Annotated in this window: 15 protein-coding genes; 12 read left to right on the top strand and 3 right to left on the bottom strand. The window is 63.2% G+C overall.

The genetic code is table 11. The annotated features are described in order from the left end of the window. Positions 1 to 12: 12 nt before the first annotated feature. A complete protein-coding gene (locus LNV08_RS02860) occupies positions 13 to 1323 on the bottom strand; it encodes a M48 family metallopeptidase (RefSeq protein WP_263532128.1) in 1311 nt (436 codons plus the stop codon). Positions 1324 to 1383: 60 nt separating this feature from the next. On the opposite strand from LNV08_RS02860, the gene orn reads away from it, so the two are divergent. The 11 genes from orn (at position 1384) to LNV08_RS02915 (ending at position 16153) form a co-directional block, all read left to right on the top strand. Continuing rightward, a complete protein-coding gene (gene orn, locus LNV08_RS02865) occupies positions 1384 to 1959 on the top strand; it encodes an oligoribonuclease (protein WP_263532129.1) in 576 nt (191 codons plus the stop codon). A 28-nt stretch (positions 1960 to 1987) separates the two neighbouring features. Continuing rightward, positions 1988 to 3835, top strand: coding sequence for a chorismate-binding protein (locus LNV08_RS02870; RefSeq protein WP_263532130.1), 1848 nt, complete (start codon positions 1988 to 1990; stop codon positions 3833 to 3835). Between the two features lie 16 nt (positions 3836 to 3851). Then, the gene (locus tag LNV08_RS02875) at positions 3852 to 6707 is read left to right on the top strand and encodes an SNF2-related protein (RefSeq protein ID WP_263532131.1); all 2856 of its coding nucleotides are present in this window, start codon (positions 3852 to 3854) and stop codon (positions 6705 to 6707) included. A gap of 485 nt (positions 6708 to 7192) precedes the next feature. Beyond that, a complete protein-coding gene (locus tag LNV08_RS02880; protein ID WP_263532132.1) occupies positions 7193 to 8866 on the top strand; it encodes a DEAD/DEAH box helicase in 1674 nt (557 codons plus the stop codon). A 115-nt stretch (positions 8867 to 8981) separates the two neighbouring features. After that, a complete protein-coding gene (locus tag LNV08_RS02885; protein ID WP_263532133.1) occupies positions 8982 to 9587 on the top strand; it encodes a cold shock and DUF1294 domain-containing protein in 606 nt (201 codons plus the stop codon). 8 nt (positions 9588 to 9595) lie between these two features. Then, positions 9596 to 10930 carry a hypothetical protein gene (locus LNV08_RS02890; protein ID WP_263532134.1) on the top strand — a complete coding sequence of 445 codons (1335 nt, stop codon included), beginning with the start codon at positions 9596 to 9598 and terminating at the stop codon, positions 10928 to 10930. Further along, complete coding sequence (locus tag LNV08_RS02895) at positions 10927 to 11688, top strand: hypothetical protein (protein WP_263532135.1); 762 nt, start codon at positions 10927 to 10929, stop codon at positions 11686 to 11688. The genes LNV08_RS02890 and LNV08_RS02895 overlap by 4 nt, the downstream gene beginning before the upstream one ends. A gap of 2 nt (positions 11689 to 11690) precedes the next feature. Then, complete coding sequence (locus LNV08_RS02900) at positions 11691 to 14510, top strand: ATP-binding protein (RefSeq protein WP_263532136.1); 2820 nt, start codon at positions 11691 to 11693, stop codon at positions 14508 to 14510. Positions 14511 to 14529: 19 nt separating this feature from the next. Next, positions 14530 to 15222 (top strand): helix-turn-helix transcriptional regulator, encoded by a 693-nt coding sequence (locus LNV08_RS02905; RefSeq protein ID WP_263532137.1) that lies wholly within the window; start codon positions 14530 to 14532, stop codon positions 15220 to 15222. An 80-nt stretch (positions 15223 to 15302) separates the two neighbouring features. Further along, positions 15303 to 15677, top strand: a complete 375-nt coding sequence (locus LNV08_RS02910; protein WP_263532138.1) for a VOC family protein — start codon at positions 15303 to 15305, stop codon at positions 15675 to 15677. A gap of 62 nt (positions 15678 to 15739) precedes the next feature. Next, positions 15740 to 16153, top strand: coding sequence for an EVE domain-containing protein (locus tag LNV08_RS02915; protein ID WP_318014089.1), 414 nt, complete (start codon positions 15740 to 15742; stop codon positions 16151 to 16153). A 58-nt stretch (positions 16154 to 16211) separates the two neighbouring features. Here the strand turns inward: LNV08_RS02915 and LNV08_RS02920 are convergent, their stop codons facing one another. Next, positions 16212 to 17327 (bottom strand): HD-GYP domain-containing protein, encoded by a 1116-nt coding sequence (locus LNV08_RS02920; RefSeq protein WP_263532140.1) that lies wholly within the window; start codon positions 17325 to 17327, stop codon positions 16212 to 16214. 394 nt (positions 17328 to 17721) lie between these two features. On the opposite strand from LNV08_RS02920, the gene LNV08_RS02925 reads away from it, so the two are divergent. Continuing rightward, positions 17722 to 18630, top strand: coding sequence for a hypothetical protein (locus tag LNV08_RS02925; protein WP_263532141.1), 909 nt, complete (start codon positions 17722 to 17724; stop codon positions 18628 to 18630). 24 nt (positions 18631 to 18654) lie between these two features. Here the strand turns inward: LNV08_RS02925 and LNV08_RS02930 are convergent, their stop codons facing one another. After that, on the bottom strand, positions 18655 to 20196 hold the full coding sequence (locus LNV08_RS02930) for a fumarate hydratase (RefSeq protein WP_263532142.1): 1542 nt from the start codon (positions 20194 to 20196) through the stop codon (positions 18655 to 18657). Positions 20197 to 20305 lie beyond the last annotated feature (109 nt).

The following is a 20305-nucleotide window of genomic DNA, read 5'->3' on the forward strand; positions in this document are numbered from 1 at the left end:
TTTGAAGACATATCAAGTTGAGGCTTGAGCTTGCGGGCCGGCCAGGATGGCGCCCAAACGTTCGGTGGCTGGGGGATGTGAGTAGTAGAAGCGAGCGAAAACCGGGTCCGGCGTCAATGTGCCGGCATTGTCCTCGTGCAGCTTGAGCAAGGCCGAGGCCAGATCGGCACCGCGCGCGTGGGTGCAGGCATAGGCGTCGGCCTGGAACTCGTCGCGCCTCGACATCAGGCTGCTCAAGGGCGTGAAGAAAAACGCGAACACCGGCAGCACCATCATGAAGAGCAGCAGGGCCAAGGCATCATTGGGCGCGGCCAGATTCGGCTGCACGGCGAAGGCTAGGTAAAAGCCGCTCTGACTGGCGAGCCAGCCCAGCAAGGCGAAGCCGGCCAGACTGAGGGCGAACATGGTCAGCATGCGCTTGAGCACATGCTTGTGCTTGAAATGGCCCAGTTCATGCGCCAGCACCGCTTCGACTTCGGGGCCGTTCAGGCGCGACAGCAAGGTGTCAAAAAACACCACCCGCTTGGCCGGGCCGAAGCCGGTGAAATAGGCATTGCCATGCGAAGAGCGGCGGCTGCCGTCCATCACATACAAGCCCTTGGCGGCGAAGCCACAGCGTGCCATCAGGTCTTCAACGCGATTCTTGAGCGCCTCGTCCGGCAGCGGTTCGAACTTGTTGAACAGCGGCGCGATCACGGTCGGGTAGAGCACCAAAATCAACAGATTGAAGCCCATCCAACTGGCCCAGGCCCACAGCCACCAATTGGCTCCGGCCGTGCCCATCAGCCACAGAATCAGCGCGGCGATCGGCAGGCCGATCACGGCGCCGACCACCGCGCCCTTGAGCGCGTCATTGACGTACATCTTCCAGGTCATGCGGTTGAAGCCAAAGCTCTGCTCGATGCGGAAGGTGTCATACAGCTCCCAAGGCAGGTCGAGCAGGGCGCCGATCACGACAAAGGCGAGCAAGAGGCTGAGTTGATAGGCCATCGCGCCAAAGCGGTAATAGGTCGCGTCATAAACCCAGGTGTTGAGCGCGTCCAGGCCGCCCAGCAGCGTCCAGGCCAGCAGCAAGGCGCTGCTGAAGGCCAGATTCAAGAGCCCGAAGCGGCTGCGGGCGACCGTGTAGTCGGCCGCTTTTTGATGCGCATTCAAGGGCACGGTGGCGGCAAAACTGGCAGGCACTTGGCCGCGATGTTGCACCACGTGGCGGACCTGCCGGCTGCTGAGCCAGAACTTGACGGCCAGGCTCAAAAGCAGCGCAGTAGCGAAGGCCAAGCTTAAGGCGCCAGGCTGAACAGGGGGTAAATAGCTTGCAAACATGGGCGAAGTGTAGGGCTGCGACAATGCCGCCGATTCAAGAACGCTAGAAAGCACGACGCCATGACCACAGAAACCGCCCTCAGCCCTGTGCTGAGCAGCAACGAACAAAACCTGATCTGGATCGATCTGGAGATGACCGGCCTCTACCCGGACAGCGACCGCATCATCGAGATCGCCGTGGTCGTGACCGACGCCAACTTGAACGTCAAGGTCGAAGGCCCGGTGTTCGCCATCCATCAGAGCGACGAGACGCTGGACAAGATGGACAACTGGAACAAGGGCACGCATGGCAAGAGCGGGCTGATCGACCGGGTCAAGGCCTCGACCATCACCGAGGACGAAGCGGTGGCACAGACCATCGCTTTCCTGAAGCAATATGTGCCGGCCGGCAAGTCGCCGATGTGCGGCAACAGCATTTGCCAAGACCGTCGTTTCCTGGCCAATTACATGCCCAAGCTGGAGTCCTTCTTCCATTACCGCAACCTGGACGTATCGACGCTGAAGGAGCTGGCCAAGCGCTGGAAGCCCGGCATCACGGCCGGTTTCAAGAAGGCGCAGGCGCACACGGCGCTGGCCGATATTCATGAGTCCATCGATGAGCTGGCCTATTACCGCGAGCATTTCCTGAGCCTTTGATGGCGAGAAGGCGCTGAGTCGGTCTGATATGCCTGCCAAGCCTATGGATCAACTCTGGGCTGCTTTTGACTTCCCCCGCCACCCGCTGGCGCGTGAAGATGGCGAGCGCGTGCGCGGCGCTTTCTATGCGCCGCCTTCGCGCTGGCTGCGGGCGCAGACGGCCGCCGATCTGGCGGATGTGATCGATGCCGCCCATCAGGCCAGCCGCGACGGCGCCTGGGTCTTGGGCGGCTTGCGTTACGAGGCGGCGGGCGCCCTGGACGCGGCGCTGGTCGGGCAGGCGAGCGACTTGGCCCTGGCCGAGTTTGCGGTGTTTGAGCAGGCACCCGAGGCTTGGCCCGAAGTGGCGCCCGCTGGACCTTTGAGTACGGCTTGGGCGGACGTGCAATCGGACGCCGCCGAGTGCGAGCAGATCGAGCGCATCCGCGAATGGATACGTTGCGGCGATTGCTATCAGGTCAACCTGACGACGCGGCTACAAGCCCAATTGCCGCAGGGTGTCAGTTTGGCCGAGCTGTTTCTGGCTTTGCACCGTACTCAGCCGGGTGGTTTTTCGCTCTTTTTGCGCGGGCTTGCAGGTGGCGAAGGCGTCGCCAGTGTGTCGCCCGAATTGTTCTTTGACTGGCGGCCGGTGCCCAGCGCCGAGCGCAGCTGGCTGCTGGCAGCGCAGCCGATGAAGGGCACCACGCCGCGCGGCCATGACAAGGCCTCGGACGAGGCGGCGCAAGCGCATTTGCGCACCAGCGAGAAGGAGCGCGCCGAGAACCTGATGATTGTTGACCTCTTGCGCAATGACATCAGCCGCGTCGCCACGCTGGGCTCGGTGCGGGTGCCGCGCTTGTTTGAGCTCTTGGCCTTGCCGACGGTCTGGCAGATGACGTCCACCATCACCGCAGTCAGTCGGCCGAACCTGCGCTTGTCCGAGCTGTTCGCCGCGCTGTTCCCCTGTGGTTCGGTGACCGGTGCGCCCAAGGTGCGGGCTATGCAGATCATCAAGGCCTTGGAACCAGCCGCGCGCGGCTGGTATTGCGGCGCGCTTGGCGTGATGCAGCCGGGCGGGGTGGTCAGCTTCAATGTGCCTATCCGTACGGTCGAGTCCGCGCCCACCGGTTTAAGCGCCGGTTTGAGCGCCGGTGTCGGCAGCGCCATCACGCTGGACTCAGATGCCGCGGCCGAAGTGGCCGAGTGGCGCGCCAAGAGCCGTTTTTTGCTGCGCGCGCAGGCGCCGATCGCGGCGCTGGAAACGCTGCGTTTGCAGGACGGTGTGTGCGTGCGGCAGGCCGGCCATATGGCGCGCATGCAACGCACGGCAAAATATTTCGGGCTGAAATTGAACCAGCCCGAGTTGCGCGAACTGCTCGCGCAAGCCGGCCGCAAGCATGCGCAAGGCGCTTGGCGCCTGCGTCTGACGCTTGAAGCGAGCGGCATGCTGCGCAGCGAATGCACGGCTTTGGTGGACACGCCGCAGCCCGTCATGCTCGCCTTAGCCGATACTGCGATCCAAACCGATGGCGCCGGGGCCGAATTCATTCGGCACAAGACCACCCGGCGCGAAGTGTATGCAGCGTTCTCCGAGGCCAAGCCGCCGCAGGCTTTTGACGCGCTGCTCTGGAATCAGGCGCAGGAGCTGACCGAATGCACGTTTGGCAATATCGCCTTGCGGATTGACGGTCAGTGGCTGACGCCGCGCCTGGAGGCTGGGCTTTTGCCCGGCGTCTACCGTGAAGAATTATTGAATCTTGGGCGCTTGCGCGAGGCCAGGCTGATGAAAGCCGATCTCGCTCGCGCTGAAGAAATTGCCTTTTTCAATAGCCTGCGCGGCTGGTGTCAAGCCAGCTTGTTGCCAGGCTCCGGTGGGGCTTTGAGCCTCACCTAACTCATCAAATACTCTTATGGCCATCGCCCCAAAATCGCGCAGCAAGACCAGCGCCAAGACTGTCGTTGCTGCGGCTCCTGCTGCTGTCGCCGCTGCACCAACGAGCAAGACCAAGGCGAAAGCCAAGGCACCGGCAACGAGCAAGGCTGTTGTGGCTGAGAAGCCGGCTGCCAAAGCCGCAGCCAAGCCCGCTGTCAAAGCAGCTCCCAAGACCACAGCAAAGACTGCGGTCAAGGTGGCCGTAAAAACGCCAGTCGCCAAAAAAGCGGTGGCGGCCAAGAAGACCGCTCAGCCGGTCGCTGCCAGCCCGGCCCCGGTGGCGAAGAAGGCGCAGAGCAAGAAGGCGGTCAAGGTCGTCGAAGCCGTGGTCGCTGCGGCAGTAGCCCCTGCACCGGCCCCGGTGAAGGCGACCAAGCGCGCGACCAAGGCGGCGGCTGAATTGCCGGTCGTGGCGGTGGCAAAGCCTGCCAAGAAAGTGGCGACCAAGAAAGTCGCGAGCAAAGAAGTAGTCGTCGCGGAAACTGTATTGGGCAAGGTTCAGCCAAAACCGGTGACAAAGACGGGCAAGGCGACCAAGGCCACTAAGACGGTCGCGGCGGTCTCGCTGCCGGCAGAGCCTTTGATCCCAGCCAAGAAGGCGGACGAGAAAAAGTCTAAAACGCCAAGTCCGTCTAAGACGGCTAGCAAGGCCGATCACAAACCCGCGCCAAAGACGGCAGCAAAGCCGGCAACGAAGCCAGTAGAGGCTGCGCCAATCCAGTCAGTTACTCCCGCGGCCAAGCGGACCAAGAGCCCGGTCGCAAAAACCAAGCCGGTCGCCACAAAACCAGCCCTTGTGCCTGCGCCGCGGCCAACTCCTCCCGCTCCGCCGGCCGTTCCGAAGCCGCCCGCCAAGTTTGCCTTGCAGCGCCCCGGCTCAGCCGCGAGCGGCGTGTTTGGCGACTATGTGGTGGCCGAGCTGGCCGGCGAGCGGCAGTGGCGCGTGTCGATTCGTGGCACCAGCTTGAGTGACTGCCGCTGCATCTGTGAGGTGTTCCGCTTCGGTGAGCGCGGCAGCTGCGAGCATGTGGAGTTCGCCTTGGGCAGTTTGCTGGACGAGCCGCAACAACGCGCTGCACTCGAGCAGGGCTTGCGGCTGGACTACAGCGAAGTGCTGCTGGGCTTTGGTGCCGCGCGCTATCTGCGCTGGCGTCAAGGCCAGCATTGCCCCGAGGCGGTGGCGCGTGAGGCGCAGGCCTTGCTGGATGAGCGCGGCCGGCTGCCGGCCGACGCGGCCGATGATGTGGGCCTGCTGACTGGCTTGCTGCAATTGGCGGCCGAACTCGGTCATGAGGTGCGCGTTGAAGCCGGGGTGTGGGAGCAGGTAGCTCTCGGCCGCGATGCGCGTCAGCGCGTGCAGCGTCTGGCACAGGCCTATCCGCAAGGGCTGGAAAGCCCCGCATTGCGCGGCTTGTTGAAGCTGCCGCTGCCGCTGTATCAGCTGGAGGCGGCCTTGTTCGCGGCTTGTGCCGGGCGCAGCCTGGTGGCCGACGATTTGGGTCTGGGCTTGTACGCGCCGGCCTATGCGGCGGCCGAGTTGTGTGCCCGCCATTTCGGTACCGAGCGGGTCTTGGTCTTGTGTGCCGAGTCCGCTCAGGCGCGCTGGTTGGGCGAGGTGCAAACCCTCAGCCTGGCGGGGGCGCAAATGGTCTGGGGTGACGCGCAGACGCGCCAGACTCAGCTGCAAAACCTGGGGCAGGGCCTTGAGATCAAGATCGCGTCGCTGGCCTCGCTGGGGCAAGACCTGGCCCTGCTGCAGGGCTTTGCACCCGAGCTGATCATTGTTGACGAGGCCGCGCGCTTGGACGCTGATGCCTTGGCCTTGCTGCGGCAACTCGACAAGGGCTTTTTGCTGATGCTCAGTGGGCAAATTCTGGATGAGCAGCCGCAAGCCTTGCTCGCCTTGGTGGATCTGCTGGACAGGCATCGCAATGGGCCATGGGAGCGTTTCCTGAGCCGGCATGTGCGCCGCGCCGGCCAAAGCAATAGCTTCTTTGCCTTGGAGCGCCTGGACCAGACATTGGAGCGGGTGATGTTCAGCCGCAGCCGTGCCGAGCTGCTGCCGACCTTGCCTGTGGCTCTGGTGCAGCTGCGTGCGGTGGCCTTGAGTCAGCAGCAAGAGCAGATGCAAGCGCCCTTGCTGGCCGACTTGCGCCGAGCGGTCGCGCGCTGGCAGCGCAGCGGCTATGTGTCCGAGACCGAGCTCTTGCAGGTTCAGCAAACCCTGCAGCAATTGCGCCGGTTGGCGATCAGCCCGCAACTGCTCGATGCGCAGCTGGGCTCGGCCGAGGCGCCGAAATTGTCCGCAGTGGCGGCGCTAACGCGCGAGTTGCTCGGTGCTGCAGCTGAGCGTTTGGTGGTGTTCTGCCAATGGGATGATGCTTTGAGCCTGTTGGCGGTGCGGCTGCAGGCCAGCGGCACGGCTTTTGTGCAGCTGCAGGCGGAAGCGCCGCTGGCGCAGCGCTTGGAAGCGTTGCGCCGCTGGCGAGATGGCTCGGGCAGCGCAGTTTTGCTCTGCAGCGACCGGGCCGCAGCGGGGCTGGATCTGCAGATCGAGCGGGCCGCCTTGGTGAACCTGGAACTGCCTTGGGGCGAGGCGCTGCTGGAGCAGCGTTTGCTGTGCCTGGCCGACGAGCAGTCGCGCGGTTTGCCTTTGATTCAGCTGCTGGCACAAACAGGGCTTGAGCAAGCGATGCTGCAAACGCTGGACGGCGTGGTCGACCTGCCCGCAGGCAGCCTGGACGGCGACGTGAGTCGGCAACTGCTGCAAGGCGAGGAGCAGCAGCGCTTCATGCAGGCTTTGGTGGCGCTGTGCGGGGCCTTGCCGGACTAGGCGAGAGTGGTGGGGGCGGCGCGCGTGATTTTTCGCACGCGCCGGCCGCTTCATTGGCGCTATTTGCCTAAAGTCTTTCCGTGGAAACCCTAGTGTGCTATAGTCGCAGTCTTGCTTCGGTGATTACCGCTGCATTTCGTACGTCTCCTCTGACCTCCGTTCAGGCAGCTGCCCAATCCGAAACACAGGATTGCGCGCAGTGACACCGGCCCACACTCATCGTGCGGTGCCAGTGCACCCCTCCAGGGTGAAGCGCTGAACACCCTTCGGGTTCGGTCGGCGGCGATGCCGTCGCTTTGACTGTTCCCCCGGCGCCGCACCTGGCACCTCTCGGCATGCTTTTGCCGACTCAACAAGACCCGGTGCACGACGCGAGCTTTCTCCAAGCGACTTTACTGGCTTGATGCGCAAAATTTTGCGGCGCATCGGGTGCGTGTGTTCGTTTGCATTTTGCGAGCGGGGCACGGCATTGTTGAAAGAAATACATGAGTTTTGAAAATCTAGGCCTCCAAGAAGCCCTCCTGCGCGCTGTTAAAGATTCCGGCTACGAGACGGCCACCGAAGTACAAGCATTGGCGATTCCTGCCGGCCTGAAGGGTCTGGACATGATGGTGTCGTCGCGCACCGGCAGCGGCAAGACCGCAGCTTTCATCTTGCCAGCCCTGCACAAGGTGCTGGAAAGCCGTGCCAACCCAAGCGCTCCTGTGCTGGACGAAAAGGGCCGCCGCAAGGTCCAAGGTCCACGCGTGCTGGTGCTGTGCCCAACCCGCGAACTGGCGATGCAAGTTGCCAAGGCCGCTCAGACCTACGGCCGCTATGTGCCGGGCCTGCGTTTGTCCACCGTTTTGGGCGGCATGCCTTACGCTTTGCAGCTGAAGCAATTGAGTGGCCCGCTTGACATCTTGATCGCCACGCCTGGCCGTCTGCTGGACCATATGCAGTCGGGCCGTGCGGTGCTGGACAATGTCGAGTTGCTGGTGCTCGACGAAGCCGACCGCATGTTGGACATGGGCTTCATCGACGACATCAAGACCATCGCCGATCGCATCCCCGCCACGCGTCAAACCGTGATGTTCAGCGCGACCTTCGCCGGTCACGTGGGCCGCTTGGCGCAGGAACTGCTGCGCGATCCGATGCGCATCGATGTCGCTTCGCACACCGACACCCACGAGAACATCACCCAGCGTCTGCACTGGGCCGACAACAACAACCACAAGGACCAGTTGCTTGAGCATTTGCTGGCCGACAAGGATGTTGACCAGGCCCTGGTGTTCACCAGCACCCAGCGCGATGCTGACTGGTTGGCTGAGCGTCTGCAGGAACTCGGCCACTCGGTCGCTCCCTTGCATGGTGGCATGCCACAAGGTCGCCGCAACCGCGTGCTGATGGCTTTGCGCCGTCGTGAAGTGAAGGTTCTGGTTGCCACTGACGTCGCCGCTCGCGGTATTGACGTGCCGACCATTACCCACGTGATCAACTACGGTCTGCCGATGAAGGCCGAGGACTATGTGCACCGTATCGGTCGTACCGGCCGTGCCGGCCGCGCTGGTCTGGCGGTGACGCTGGCCACGCGTGACGATGTGTCGATGATCCGCCGCATTCAGCAGTTCACCACGCAACAAATCCCGGCCGCGCAGATCGAAGGTTTGGAGCCTAAGTCGCAAGAACCACGCATCTTCCCGCCACGGCCAGCCGGTGCGGGTGGTTTCGAAGACCGCGGTGCGCGTCCTGCATGGGGCGGCAAGCCAGGTTTTGGCGGCAACAAGAGTTTCGGCGGCGGTAAGAGTTTTGGTGGCGGCGCAGGTCGGCCGTTCCAGCCTCGTGAAGGCGGCCGTCCGGCCGGCTTCGAGCCACGCGGTGACTTCCGTCAGGACAGCCGTCCATCGTTCGATCGCGCTCCTGCTGATCGTGGCAATGATCGCGGTTTCGCACCACGCGGTGACTTCGCTCCACGTGGCGACTTCGCTCCACGCGGTGACTTCGCACCTCGCAATGACCGCCCGGCCTTTGGCGACAACAAGCCATCGTTCGGCGGCAAGCCAAGCTTCGGTCAAGACCGTCGCCCTGCTGGCGGTGGTTTCGAGTCACGCGGCCCAGGCGGCCCAAAGCGTAGCGGCCCTCCAAGTGGCGGCCCACGTCGCAGCGGCTTCGGTCGTTAATATCCGCTCTTGACGGCGGCGCGCTCAAAACGCGCTCGGTCAAGCAGCAGAAGAAGAAAGCCCGCTCTGCAGCGGGCTTTTTCATTGGGACAACATCATTTCAGCATCGATTGCAATGAGGCAACAAGGTCAGCTGACACAGTGGGACGATGCCAAGGGCTATGGCTTTATCAGCCCGGCGAGCGGTGAGGCCAAACTGTTTGTTCATATCAAGGACTTCGGCCTGCGCGCCGAGCGGCCCCTGGCCGGGGCGGCCTTGACTTACGAGTTAGGGCAGGACGCTCAGGGCAAAAGGCGGGCCGTGAAGGTGCGGGTCAGCAAGGTCGCCGTCAGCGTACGCCCGGCCCGCAAATCGCTTAGCAGCTTGTATTTGATTCCCGCCTTTGCCGCTTTCTACCTGACTTGCCATCTGCTTTGGCCCTTGCCTGCGGGCCTGTGGGGCGCCTATATGGCGATGAGCTTGGCGACTTTTATCGTCTATGCCGGTGATAAGCGAGCGGCTTTCAAAATGCAGGCCCGTGTGCCTGAGCGCACTTTGCATGTGCTCGCGCTGGCCTGCGGTTGGCCAGGCGCCTTGTTGGCACAGCAGCTACTGCGCCACAAATCAGCCAAGCCCGCCTTTTTGCGCCGGTTTTGGCTGACGGTCGGCATCAATGTGTTGTGCTTTGTTCTGCTGGCCACGCCGCTGCTGAGGCAGTTGCTGCGCCTACTGCAGGGATAATCACACCCATGCGGGAGAACCCAAACCCAGCGAGCGAAGACGAAGCTCGCTTTGAAGATTATTTTCGCGATGCGGCGGCTCCCAGTGAGGCGCAACTTTTGTGGCAGCTGGAGCGCCAAGAAGGCCTGACGGCCGGCTTGCGTGCGCTCTTTCACGGCCCGGCCAGCTTGGTCAAGCTGCGTGTCTGGGTGTTTTTGGAGCTGATGGCGATGCCGGCCTCGCGGATCAGCCGCGAGGTCTTCAACCAGCATTTCCATATGCTGCGCGATGAGCCGCTGGAACTGGTGCTCAAGCGTTTCCGCGAGGCCGATCTGTTGCTGTGGGATGGCTCTAACCAGCAATACAGCGTGACGCCCTTGGCGCAGCAGTTGCTGGGCGTGTTGACGCCGCTGATCACCAGTGTGGGCCAAGACGCCGATCTGACCGCCTTGCTGGCCAATGTGGCCGGCGCCCATCAGCTCGGCACCTTGGACCCTGCGCATCTGCAGCATCTGCAGGCTCAGCTGTCCCGGCTTTATGACGAATTTGCCGACGCGATCGCGAGTGGCTCCGAGTTCCATCTGCGCCGCGCCCGCCAGCGCTTCGGCAAGGCCTTGAGTCTGGTCGCAAAGGCCAGCGAAGCGCTGACCGCCATCATGGTGCAGGCGCAGGAGCAAGGTAACGCCAAATTAGAGCGCTTGGCGCGAGAGTTGGGCCTGGCTCAGGCGCGGCTTTTGGCCATGGCCAGCCAGTTCAACCGGGCTCTGCAGCAGGCCGACCGCCAGCGCGTCACCTTGGGCTCGACCGGTATCACGACGACAGATGTGCGGCGCTGGCTGCAGAGCGTGCATTTTCTGGAGAACCTGTCTTTAGGCGCGCTGTCGCGCCCGGTTCATCCGGTCTTGGTGTCGCAGCATGAGTTGCTGGACCAGGCCGAGGCCGAGTTCGAACGAGATCGGCCCAAGCCGAAGGAGGCAGAGCCGCTGCCGACGGCTCAGGCCGCACCCGAGGGTGAGTTGGCGGTGATGAGTTTGCCGCCCGAGATGGGGTTGATGCAGGCCTTGTTGAACCGCTGGGCCGAGGCCGGCGAGCTGGAGCAAGACCTGGCCCCTGCCGTGTTGGGGGGCAGTTATGCGCGCGCGTCTTACCGGGCGCAATTGTTGCCACTGCTGGGCGACCCGCAGGCTCAGCACTTGGTGGGTGCGACCGGCGATATGGCGCGCCAACCTTGGCGCGTGCATTGGGGCGTGGAGCAGGGGCCGATCGATGACGAATACATACGCTGGATGAGCCGAGGTGTGCTGCGAGCCAGCGGCCCGGATGCATCCACGGGTGAGTCAATGAATGAGGAAGATAAAGCATGAGCGCAGCTCTTGATGATGCGGCCGCGCTGGCGGCGCAATTGCTGGCGCGCCGCTGGCTGCCGCGCAGCCACCCGCTGGTGCGCCGGGCGCTGATCGATACCGATGTCTGGACGGCGCTGAGCGAGCGGCTTGCGGCGGTGGGTTTGCGTGTGATCGACAACCTCTACGCCGATCACATCAGCGTGGCCATGCTGCGTCCGGCCGAGGTGGCGGTGTTTGGTGAGACGGGCTTGGCGGCAAACAACAACCTCGATCTGCCGCGTGACGGCGTCGCGCTGCTGGTGATTTTGTGGTCGCTGATCGTCTTGCCCAAGCGCCAGCGCCAGGTCGCGCGTGCCGATGCCAAAGAGGCTGGTCAGAACGAGATGTTCGCCACCGACAAGCCGCTGCCGACGGCCGCCAGCGTCAGCCCGACCCTGTCCTACCGCAGCTTGCTGGTCGACTTCGGCAATCAGCTGGGCAAGAAGATGCGGCTGGATTCCAACTTGAAGCTCTTGGAGCGTAACGGCTTCATCACGCGGCGCGGCGAAGACATCGCCGAAGGCCCGCTGCTCGATTTGCTGTTGGACTACGACACGCTGGCGCCGCGCATTCTGGACGGTGCGCTGGCCGATGTGCTGGCGCGCACGACCGACGTCTTGGCCGCGCCTGCCATTGCGCAAATCGCCAAACAGCGGCAAGCGCAAGACGAAGTGGTCGAAGAAGCCGTGGACGAAGCCCTAGAAGAAACAACAACAATAACGCCCGAGCAAGACTGACCATGTTTCATCTGCAATCTCTGGAACTGCTGCACTGGGACTATTGCCAGCGCGTCACCATGCCGCTGGACGGCGCCATCATCACCATCGCCGGGCCCAACGGCTCGGGCAAAACGACGCTGCTGGATGCGATGCGCACGCTGCTGGGCCTGGAGTGCTCGGGCGGGCGCACCTACAAGACCTATGCTCGCCACGCCAACGCCGAAACCGCCTGGCTGCGGGCCTTGGTGGACAACCGCCCGCGCGGCCGCCAGAACAGCTCGCGTCCCTTTGCCAGCTCGCTGATCTATTCGGACCAGGTCACGCTCGCCTGCCGCATTGAGCGCCATGGCGGCGACTGGCAACGCCGCTACATGATGAGTGAGGGCGTGCAGACGGTAGAGCAATTGTCCGAGCATGGCGAGAAGGATTGGATGGGTATCGAGGCCTGGCGCCGCCGCCTGGAGGCTGCCGGTCTGACACGCGCGATCGGCCGCGTGCTCGCGCTGGAGCAGGGCCAGACCGACCGCCTGTGTGAGCTCAGCCCCAAGGAATTGCTGCGCCTGGTGTTCGAGGTGTTTGGTGACCAGGAAGTGCTGGACCGCTATGACCAGGCGCGCAGCCATCAGCAGCATTTGCTCAAGGAAGTGGAGCAGGCAGGCCACGAACTCTCGCACACCCAGGCGCAGCTGTCCGATCTGGCCAACCGCGTCACCAGCTATCAGCAGTACCAGCTGCGCCTGCGCGAGCGCGAGCGCATTGCCTCGGAAGTGTTGCCGGTTTTGCAATGGAGTGAGGCCAGAGCGCGTACCGCGCAAGGCCTGCGTGACTTGCACCGGCAGCGCCTGTTTGCTGGCGCCGACGCGCGCGCGCAGACGGCCAAGCGCGCGGAGCTGCATGCTTTGTTTGAGTCATCGCAAAAGGCCAAGCAGCGTCTGACCGAGCTGGAGCAAGAGCGGCGCCACAACCGCAGCAGCTTTGACGCTGCCCGTGAGGCCGAGCGGCCGATGGAACTCTTGGCCAAGCGCGAGGAGGAGTTGAAGGTTTTGGCCGCCGTCGAGACCGACGCCCAAGAGTTGGCGCAGCGGGTCGAGGACCTGAGCGGCCGCCAGCATAGCTTGCGCGAGAGCTTTACCCGCGCCAATGACCAGAGCAAGAAAGCGCAGGCAGCACTCGAAGGTCTCAGCGGCCAGCGCCTGCCACCGCCACCGGTTGAAGTGACGCGCTTCAGGCGGGCGCTCGATGATGCCGGTATTCATCACCATGTCTTGGCCGATTGCATCGACATTGCCGATGAGGCCTGGCGCGCCGCAGCGGAAGGCTTGCTGCGCCCGTCCCGTTGGGTGGTGGTGTTAGCCCGCCCAGGTGACGAGGCTCATGCTTTTGCGCTGGCCTCGCGTGAGCGATATCGGCACTATGTGGTGGCCGAGGGCGAGAGCGCGCCGGCCACCGCCCCCCCGGACTCGGTGCTGGCTGCGTTGAAGATCAATGCCAAGCTGCCTGGCTGGCTCTTGCGCCAGTTGGGTGGCATTCGGCGCGTCAAGGATACCGAGGCCGGCGCCAAGACTGGCGGGGAGTGGATCACGCCGGATGCCTATTACCGCGATGCCCGCGGTGGCCGCAGCCTCTGGGTTGAGCCGCGTGACTTTCAGTTCGGTGTGTCTGCGCTGGAAAGTCGGCGCAAGGCGCTGGAGAGCGAGCTGGCTCGCTATGACGCTGAACTGAGCCGCTTGGCCAAGGAGCAGGCGGAAGTCGAGCGCCAGTTTAAAGATGCGCAACGCGCCGCGCAGGGCCATAAGGCGGCCAAGGAATTGGGCGATAGGGCGGATGAGTTCGCGGCGGCGCGCAGCCGCTTGCCGGCCTTGCGTCAAGCTCGCGCCGAAGCCTCAAGCCGTATGACGGCGCTGGAGGCCGAGCACGACCGGGCGCTGACCGCGCAAAGCCGCAGCGAGCGGGATTACGAAGCGGCGCAGCTCAGCCTGAAGGCCAGTGAAGAAAATGTGGGCCGGGCCGAGCGCGAGCACAACACCCGCCTGCAAGACCTTAAGGCACAGGCCAAGGCCTCTCGCGAGGCGCGCGCGCGCTTTCCCGCCGCTTGGATTCAAGCGGCTACGCTGCAGGCCTTGCGTGATGAATTCGAGAATGCCAAGCAGGCCGAGATAGCCGGCCGGCATGTGCAGGCGGAGTTGGAACGCGGCGTCTGGGAAACCGACCCTCAGGTGCAAGAGCGTCACCATCGCATGAGTGTGGCGGTGCTGGAGCAAACTACCCAGCTTGATGACAGGCGCGCCAGCAACGAGATGGCCCGCATCGCTGCCTTCAATGCGCGTGAACGCTATATCGATGTGCTGCGTGCTACGGTGCGGCGTTACAAGAAGAATGTGCAGGAGCTGGGCGAGTTGGCCGGCGTCATCGCCGTGGCCGAGCTGCCGCATCTGGACAACGACGATATGGTGTTGGCGCAGGCCGGCCTGCAAGTCAAGTTCAACTTCGACGGCAAGGGTGAGGTGGGCTTGAATGACGGCGAGGCTTCGGGCGGTCAGCAAGTTTTGAAGAGCCTGATTTTGCTGGTTGGCTTGATGAAAGACGACGACTCGCCCGGCGGCTTCGTTTTCATCGACGAGCCCTTTGCCCACCTGGACGTGCGCAATATTCAGCTGGTCGGGCACTTCTTGCGTTCGACCCGTGCGCAGTATTTGCTGACCACGCCGATCACCCACAACGTTGAGGTCTTCGAGCCCAGCGAGATCACGCTGGTGACCAGCAAGAAGGGCAGGGGCGAGCGTTGGGCGCCACCGATCGCGGTGCTGGCGCGCCGGCCTGAGAAATCGATTTACGACTGAAAGACTGCGAGCAAACTGCATGTCGCGCGCTGCCCGCTTGCTGGAACTCTTGCAACTGCTGCGCCGTCATCGTCATCCGATTCAGGGGGCGGCGCTGGCGCAGCAAATGGACGTTAGCCTGCGCACCCTCTATCGCGACATTGCCACCTTGCAAGCGCAAGGCGCACAGATCGAAGGCGAGGCGGGCGTTGGTTATGTCTTGAAGCCCGGCTTCACGCTGCCGCCCTTGATGTTCAAGGCGGATGAGTTGGAGGCGCTGGTGCTGGGCTCGCGCTGGGTTGCCGGGCGCAGCGACGACGCCCAATTGGCCGACGCCGCACGCAGCGCACTGGCGAAGATTTCGGCGGTCTTGCCGGCCGAGTTGCGCCACGAGTTGGACAGCTCTGCCTTGCTGGTGGGGCCCGGTGAGTCGCTGTCAGGGCCTGAGCAGTTGATGGCTCGTTTGCGGTCGGCGATGCGCAATGAGCTCAAGCTGACGCTGCAATATCGAGACCTGAAGGGTCAAGCCAGCGAACGAGTGGTTTGGCCATTTGCTTTGGGTTTTTTTGATTCGGCGCGTGTCTTGGTGGCTTGGTGCGAAATGCGCCAGGCCATCCGTAACTTCAGGGTTGATCGGATCGGCAATATGACGGTGTCTTCGATCCGCTACCCACGCTCGCGGCAGGCCCTATTGGCCGAGTGGCGGGCGCTTGAAGGAATGGCGCCGCAATAGCTTGCTGCTGTCAGAAATTGACACTGCCGATTTTTACGATGAACGCTTGTTATCAACCAGACAGCACAAAGTTCATCACCATGACGCAGCCCAATTTCATTCTTTTCTATGTCAGTAGCCCACTCGAGAGCGCAGCCTTTTATGCCCGGCTGCTTGGCCGCGAGCCTATCGAGGCTTCGCCCACTTTTGCGCTGTTCGCGCTGGACGCCGGGTTGATGCTGGGCTTGTGGGCGCGCCATACCGTGGAGCCTTTGGTCGAGCCCGGCACCGCAGCGGCCACCAGCGAGTTGGCCTTTGCCCTGCCTGATCGGCCAGCCCTTGACGGCTTGCATGGCGCGTGGATTGCACTCGGCTTGCCCATCATTCAATCGCCGACGTCCATGGACTTCGGCTACACCTTCACGGCTCTTGATCCAGACGGTCACCGACTGCGCGCCTTCGCGCCCCATCTGTAATGTTGGCGCTAAACACCAGCCTGCCTGGCTTTGAGTCGCTGGCAGCGCTTCCAAGAAGACCCGTGAAGAATTGGATCGCGGTTGCCAGTGCCGAGCATGTACGGCGCGGGCGCGCAGAGGGCTTTATGCAGGTCTGCCATGGCAAGGGCGCACCGCTCAAGCGCTTGCGGCCTGGTGACCGTGTGGTCTATTACTCACCCAGCGCCGAGTTTGGAGGCAAAGACAGGCTGCAGGCCTTTACCGCCCTGGGTGAAGTTGCGGGCGGCTCACCTTATGCTTTTGATATGGGCGCAGGCTTCGTGCCGTTTCGGCGTGAAGTGGCGTGGCGGCCTAGTCGGGACTTGCCGATACAGCCCTTGCTGGAGCGGCTGGAGTTTTCGCGTGGGCAGAAAAATTGGGGCTACCGGCTGCGTTTCGGCTTGCTCGAAGTCGCCGCGCACGATATGGATTTGATCGCCGCTGAAATGTTGCTGTAGCTGTCATGGGCACTTGTCCGGCGTCGCCGCAAGCCCCGCTGCTTTGAGCGAAGAATATTCAAGCCAGAGTCATCAGCGCATCAGCAGGGAGCCGTTCGAGTTGGCCGTGATCACCGAGCACCGCGTGAATGCAGTAGCCGCGCTCGGCGGTGTCGCGGCGAATCGGATGGGCAAGGCTTGTGCCGAAAGGGGAGCTCAGCGCAGCCACGATGGGCGTCATCACGCTGGCACCGCGCTTGACCACGACCCCGGTTTCCCCCGAGGCCAGCCGCACAAAGCAGCCGGGTGGGTAGAGGCCAAACTCCTTCACCAGTGCGGCGGTCATGGGGTGGCTGCCGTCTTGCATAAACATCATGCGGCCGGCTCTGTCGGCGGCCATGGCGGCGCGGCCGTGGCGGGGGTTGAGCATGGCGGTATAGGTGTCGGCCCGCTGCACCAGCGTGGCCAAATCCCCCGGCTCCCGGCAGCCTTTGGGGTAGCCGGTGCCGTCCGGAGTCTCATGGTGGCGGGCCACCGCCAGCAGCCATTCGCTGTCGGTGATGCCAGCCAGGACCAATATCTGTTCGCTGCGTTCGGGATGGCTGAGGACCGCCGCGCGTTGCGCAGGGGTGATCGGCGTGGTCTGCTCCGCCATCTGTCCTTGCAGTTCCAGAATGGAGATATCCATGGTCAGCGCGACCTTGAACACTTTGTGTGCCTCGCTGTCCGACCAGCCCAATCGCTGTGCCACCAAGAAACTGGTGATCGCGCAGTGCAGGGCGTGCCTAACGCCGTATTGCACTGAAGCTTTGTCCGAGGCTTTGATGATCTGGAAGATGGCTAAATCTCTGTCCCGCTCGATCAAGCTCAGCACCGCCGGCGTCACATCATCGAGCGCTTGGGCAAAACCTGGTCGGCTCGAGGCGCTCAGCGCAGCGCCGAGTTCTTGCAGGCTTTGGCGCCAGATGGCCGGCAGTTGCTCGGGGCTGGCCAGGCGGATCAGCTCGCAAGGACTCTGCAAATCAGCGAGATCAACCAAGGCGCCGCGTTGCAGCAGCGCGTCCAGTTCGGCTTGGCTGCTGAGGACTTGGCCACGCGCCAGCAGCAGGGTGGCATCCTGCTTATAGACATTGAAGGGCAAGCCTAGCCCGACCGAAATTCGGTGTTTGACTGCGGAAAGCAAGGAATACGGCATTCGCTTTTCCACCAGGCTGAATGATTTCGGACTCAAAAACAACGCAAAAGCGCTGTCTGCGGCTGCTTCCGAATCTTATATCGCAAGCCTTGTATATTAGGGGAAGTACTTTAATAAATGGCACGCCATGCCCCCGCCCAAGCGCCGAGAGCCAGAAGTCAAAGTAAAAGCCACATGCGATGACCTGCTTAGACAGGCGCAACAGGTTTTGGACGGCGAGCGCCCGCTCGCGGCTGCGGCACTCGCTTTGCTGGCGGAGCAGAGTTGCGCTGGCGCGGGGCCCCAGCCCTGTGCGGCGGCGGCAGCGCGCCTACAGGCCGAGGCCCACTGGGCCAATGGGGCGTTTGACCAAACTTTCAACTGCGCAATCCGGGCGGCCGAACATTACGCTGCATTGAATCAAGCCACGGGCCAGGTCGCCATGCTCAATCAGGCTGCGCTGGCGGCCTGCGCGGCGGGCTTGGCCGAAGAGGCTTTGCCGCTGGCCTTGCGTGCGCTCGAATTGGCCAGCCAGGCCGCGCCGCTGGAAAGCCTAGCCAGTGCTCTATCTACTTTTGCCCATGTGCAGGCCAATTTGGGCGAGTTCGAGACTGCGGAGCAGGTCCATCAGCAGGCTTTGCTCAAGGCGCAAGAATCAGGCAATGGGCCGGCGCTGGTGCGCTGCTTTGCCAATGCCTTGATGGCCGGGGTGCTGGCATTTGACGAGTTACTCGCCGGCGGCAAGACGCTGTTGGCGCAGGCCAGTTCGATGCGCTTGCTGCCGCTGGCGCAGCAAGCCAACAGCCTGCTGGATATGAGCTTTATGTCGGATGCGCAGCGCGCGATATTGCGGCTCAATGTCGGCCATGCGCTGATGAATGCGCAGCGCTTTGAAGAGGCCGGCCGTTTGTTTCATGACAGTCTGCAGCTCTTGGCCGATTCAAGCTCGGAGGTGCTGCATTACTCGGCCGCCCACGCGCTGTGCGAGTTGGATCTGCGCTGCGGCCACTTGGCGTCGGCGCAGCAGCGCTTGCAAGAAATGCTGTCGATGCGCTCGGTGTCCCTGAATCCGCTGCAGCGCGAAGATTTTTTGCGCACAGCGATGGCTCTTTGCCAAGCCTTGAAAGAGCAGGAGCAGTCGCTCAAATACGGTGTTAGGCTGAGTCAAGTGCTGGCCGAGCAGGCCCAAAAGCGCCAGCGCGCCGCGCTGCAAATACGCGCGGTGCGGGCGTCGAGTCAGGTTTTGTTGGCGGCGGCTTCGGAGGCTGCGGGATCGGACTCAAGGAGACCCGAGCCCGACAATCCTGAGTTGGCGCCGCGGTAGCGCTGACGCCAACTCAATCTGCGCTTAGACCGACTGCAGCGGGATCACCGAGGTCTGACCCGAGGCAATGCGCTGCTGCCACTCGGCCGGGCCGGTGATATGGGCGCTGGTGCCGCCGGCGTCCACCGCCACGGTCACTGGCATATCGACGACGTCGAATTCGTAGATCGCCTCCATGCCCAGGTCGGCAAAGCCAACCACCGGTGCTGCCTTGATCGCCTTGGACACCAGGTAGGCGGCGCCGCCGACGGCCATCAGATAGGCCGAGCCGTTGTCCTTGATCGCTTCGATCGCGACCGGCCCGCGCTCGGCCTTGCCGACCATCGCAATCAGACCGGTTTGCTCCAGCATCATGCGGGTGAAGCCGTCCATGCGGGTGGCGGTGGTCGGACCGGCTGGCCCCATCACCTCCTCGCGCACCGGGTCCACCGGGCCGACGTAATAAATCACCCGGTTGGTGAAGTCCACCGGCAGCTTCTCGCCCTTGGCCAACATATCGGCAATCCGCTTGTGGGCGGCGTCACGGCCGGTCAGCATCTTGCCGTTCAGCAAGAGCGTGTCGCCCGGCTTCCAGCTCGCCACCTCGGCCTTGGTCAAGGTGTTCAGATCGACGCGCTTGCTCTTGTTGTAGTCGGGCGCCCAATGCACATCGGGCCAGAGGTCCAGGCTCGGGGCCTCCAGGAAGCTAGGTCCCGAGCCGTCCAGCACGAAATGCGCGTGGCGCGTGGCGGCGCAGTTAGGGATCATCGCCACGGGCTTGGAGGCGGCATGCGTCGGGTAGGTCTTGATCTTGATGTCCAAGACCGTGGTCAGGCCGCCCAGACCTTGCGCGCCTATGCCCAGCGCATTGACCTTCTCATACAGCTCGATGCGCAGCTCTTCGAGTTTGTTCTGCGGGCCACGCGCCAGCAGTTCATACATGTCGATGTCTTCCATCAAGGCCTCTTTGGCCATCAGCATCGCTTTTTCGGCCGTGCCGCCGACGCCCAGACCCAGCATGCCGGGCGGGCACCAGCCCGCACCCATCAGCGGCACGGTCTTGAGCACCCAGTCGACGATGGAGTCGTTCGGATTCATCATCACGAACTTGCTCTTGTTCTCCGAGCCGCCGCCCTTGGCCGCGACCATCACGTCGACGGTGTTGCCGGGCACGATTTGCACGCTGATGACCGCCGGCGTGTTGTCCTTGGTGTTCTTGCGCTCGAAGATCGGGTCGTTCAAGACCGAGGCGCGCAGCTTGTTGTCTGCGAAGTTATAGGCCTGGCGCACGCCTTGGTTGACCGCGTCCTCGAGCGAGCCGGGGAAGCCTTCCCAGCGCACATTCATGCCGACCTTCAGGAACACATTGACGATGCCGGTGTCCTGGCAAATCGGGCGGCGGCCCTCGGCGCACATTTTCGAGTTGGTGAGGATCTGCGCGATCGCGTCCTTGGCGGCGGCCGACTGCTCGCGCTCGTAAGCGCGCGCCAGATGGGCGATGTAATCGGCCGGGTGGTAGTAGCTGATGTATTGCAGCGCGCCGGCGACGCTTTCAACGAAGTCGCTGTATTTGATCGAAGTAGACATGGTGGGGCGGGGTCCAAGGAGGGATGAAACTGGCGTCAGTTTACTGAAACCGTCTTGCGGCCGGCTTTCAGCTCGGCTTATGGAGCTGGCTCCTACAATCGGCCGCCCT

Source organism: Paucibacter sp. TC2R-5 (assembly GCF_025717605.1).
Classification (GTDB): Bacteria; Pseudomonadota; Gammaproteobacteria; order Burkholderiales; family Burkholderiaceae_C; genus Paucibacter_A; species Paucibacter_A albus.

Coding starts and splice junctions, on each gene's coding strand:
- LNV08_RS02875 (WP_263532131.1), top strand. CDS start 3,852: ATGGCCATCGCCCCAAAATCGCGCAGCAAGACCAGCGCCAAGACTGTC.
- LNV08_RS02870 (WP_263532130.1), top strand. CDS start 1,988: ATGCCTGCCAAGCCTATGGATCAACTCTGGGCTGCTTTTGACTTCCCC.
- orn (WP_263532129.1), top strand. CDS start 1,384: ATGACCACAGAAACCGCCCTCAGCCCTGTGCTGAGCAGCAACGAACAA.
- LNV08_RS02885 (WP_263532133.1), top strand. CDS start 8,982: ATGAGGCAACAAGGTCAGCTGACACAGTGGGACGATGCCAAGGGCTAT.
- LNV08_RS02890 (WP_263532134.1), top strand. CDS start 9,596: ATGCGGGAGAACCCAAACCCAGCGAGCGAAGACGAAGCTCGCTTTGAA.
- LNV08_RS02905 (WP_263532137.1), top strand. CDS start 14,530: ATGTCGCGCGCTGCCCGCTTGCTGGAACTCTTGCAACTGCTGCGCCGT.
- LNV08_RS02920 (WP_263532140.1), bottom strand. CDS start 17,327: ATGCCGTATTCCTTGCTTTCCGCAGTCAAACACCGAATTTCGGTCGGG.
- LNV08_RS02860 (WP_263532128.1), bottom strand. CDS start 1,323: ATGTTTGCAAGCTATTTACCCCCTGTTCAGCCTGGCGCCTTAAGCTTG.
- LNV08_RS02880 (WP_263532132.1), top strand. CDS start 7,193: ATGAGTTTTGAAAATCTAGGCCTCCAAGAAGCCCTCCTGCGCGCTGTT.
- LNV08_RS02900 (WP_263532136.1), top strand. CDS start 11,691: ATGTTTCATCTGCAATCTCTGGAACTGCTGCACTGGGACTATTGCCAG.
- LNV08_RS02910 (WP_263532138.1), top strand. CDS start 15,303: ATGACGCAGCCCAATTTCATTCTTTTCTATGTCAGTAGCCCACTCGAG.
- LNV08_RS02930 (WP_263532142.1), bottom strand. CDS start 20,196: ATGTCTACTTCGATCAAATACAGCGACTTCGTTGAAAGCGTCGCCGGC.
- LNV08_RS02895 (WP_263532135.1), top strand. CDS start 10,927: ATGAGCGCAGCTCTTGATGATGCGGCCGCGCTGGCGGCGCAATTGCTG.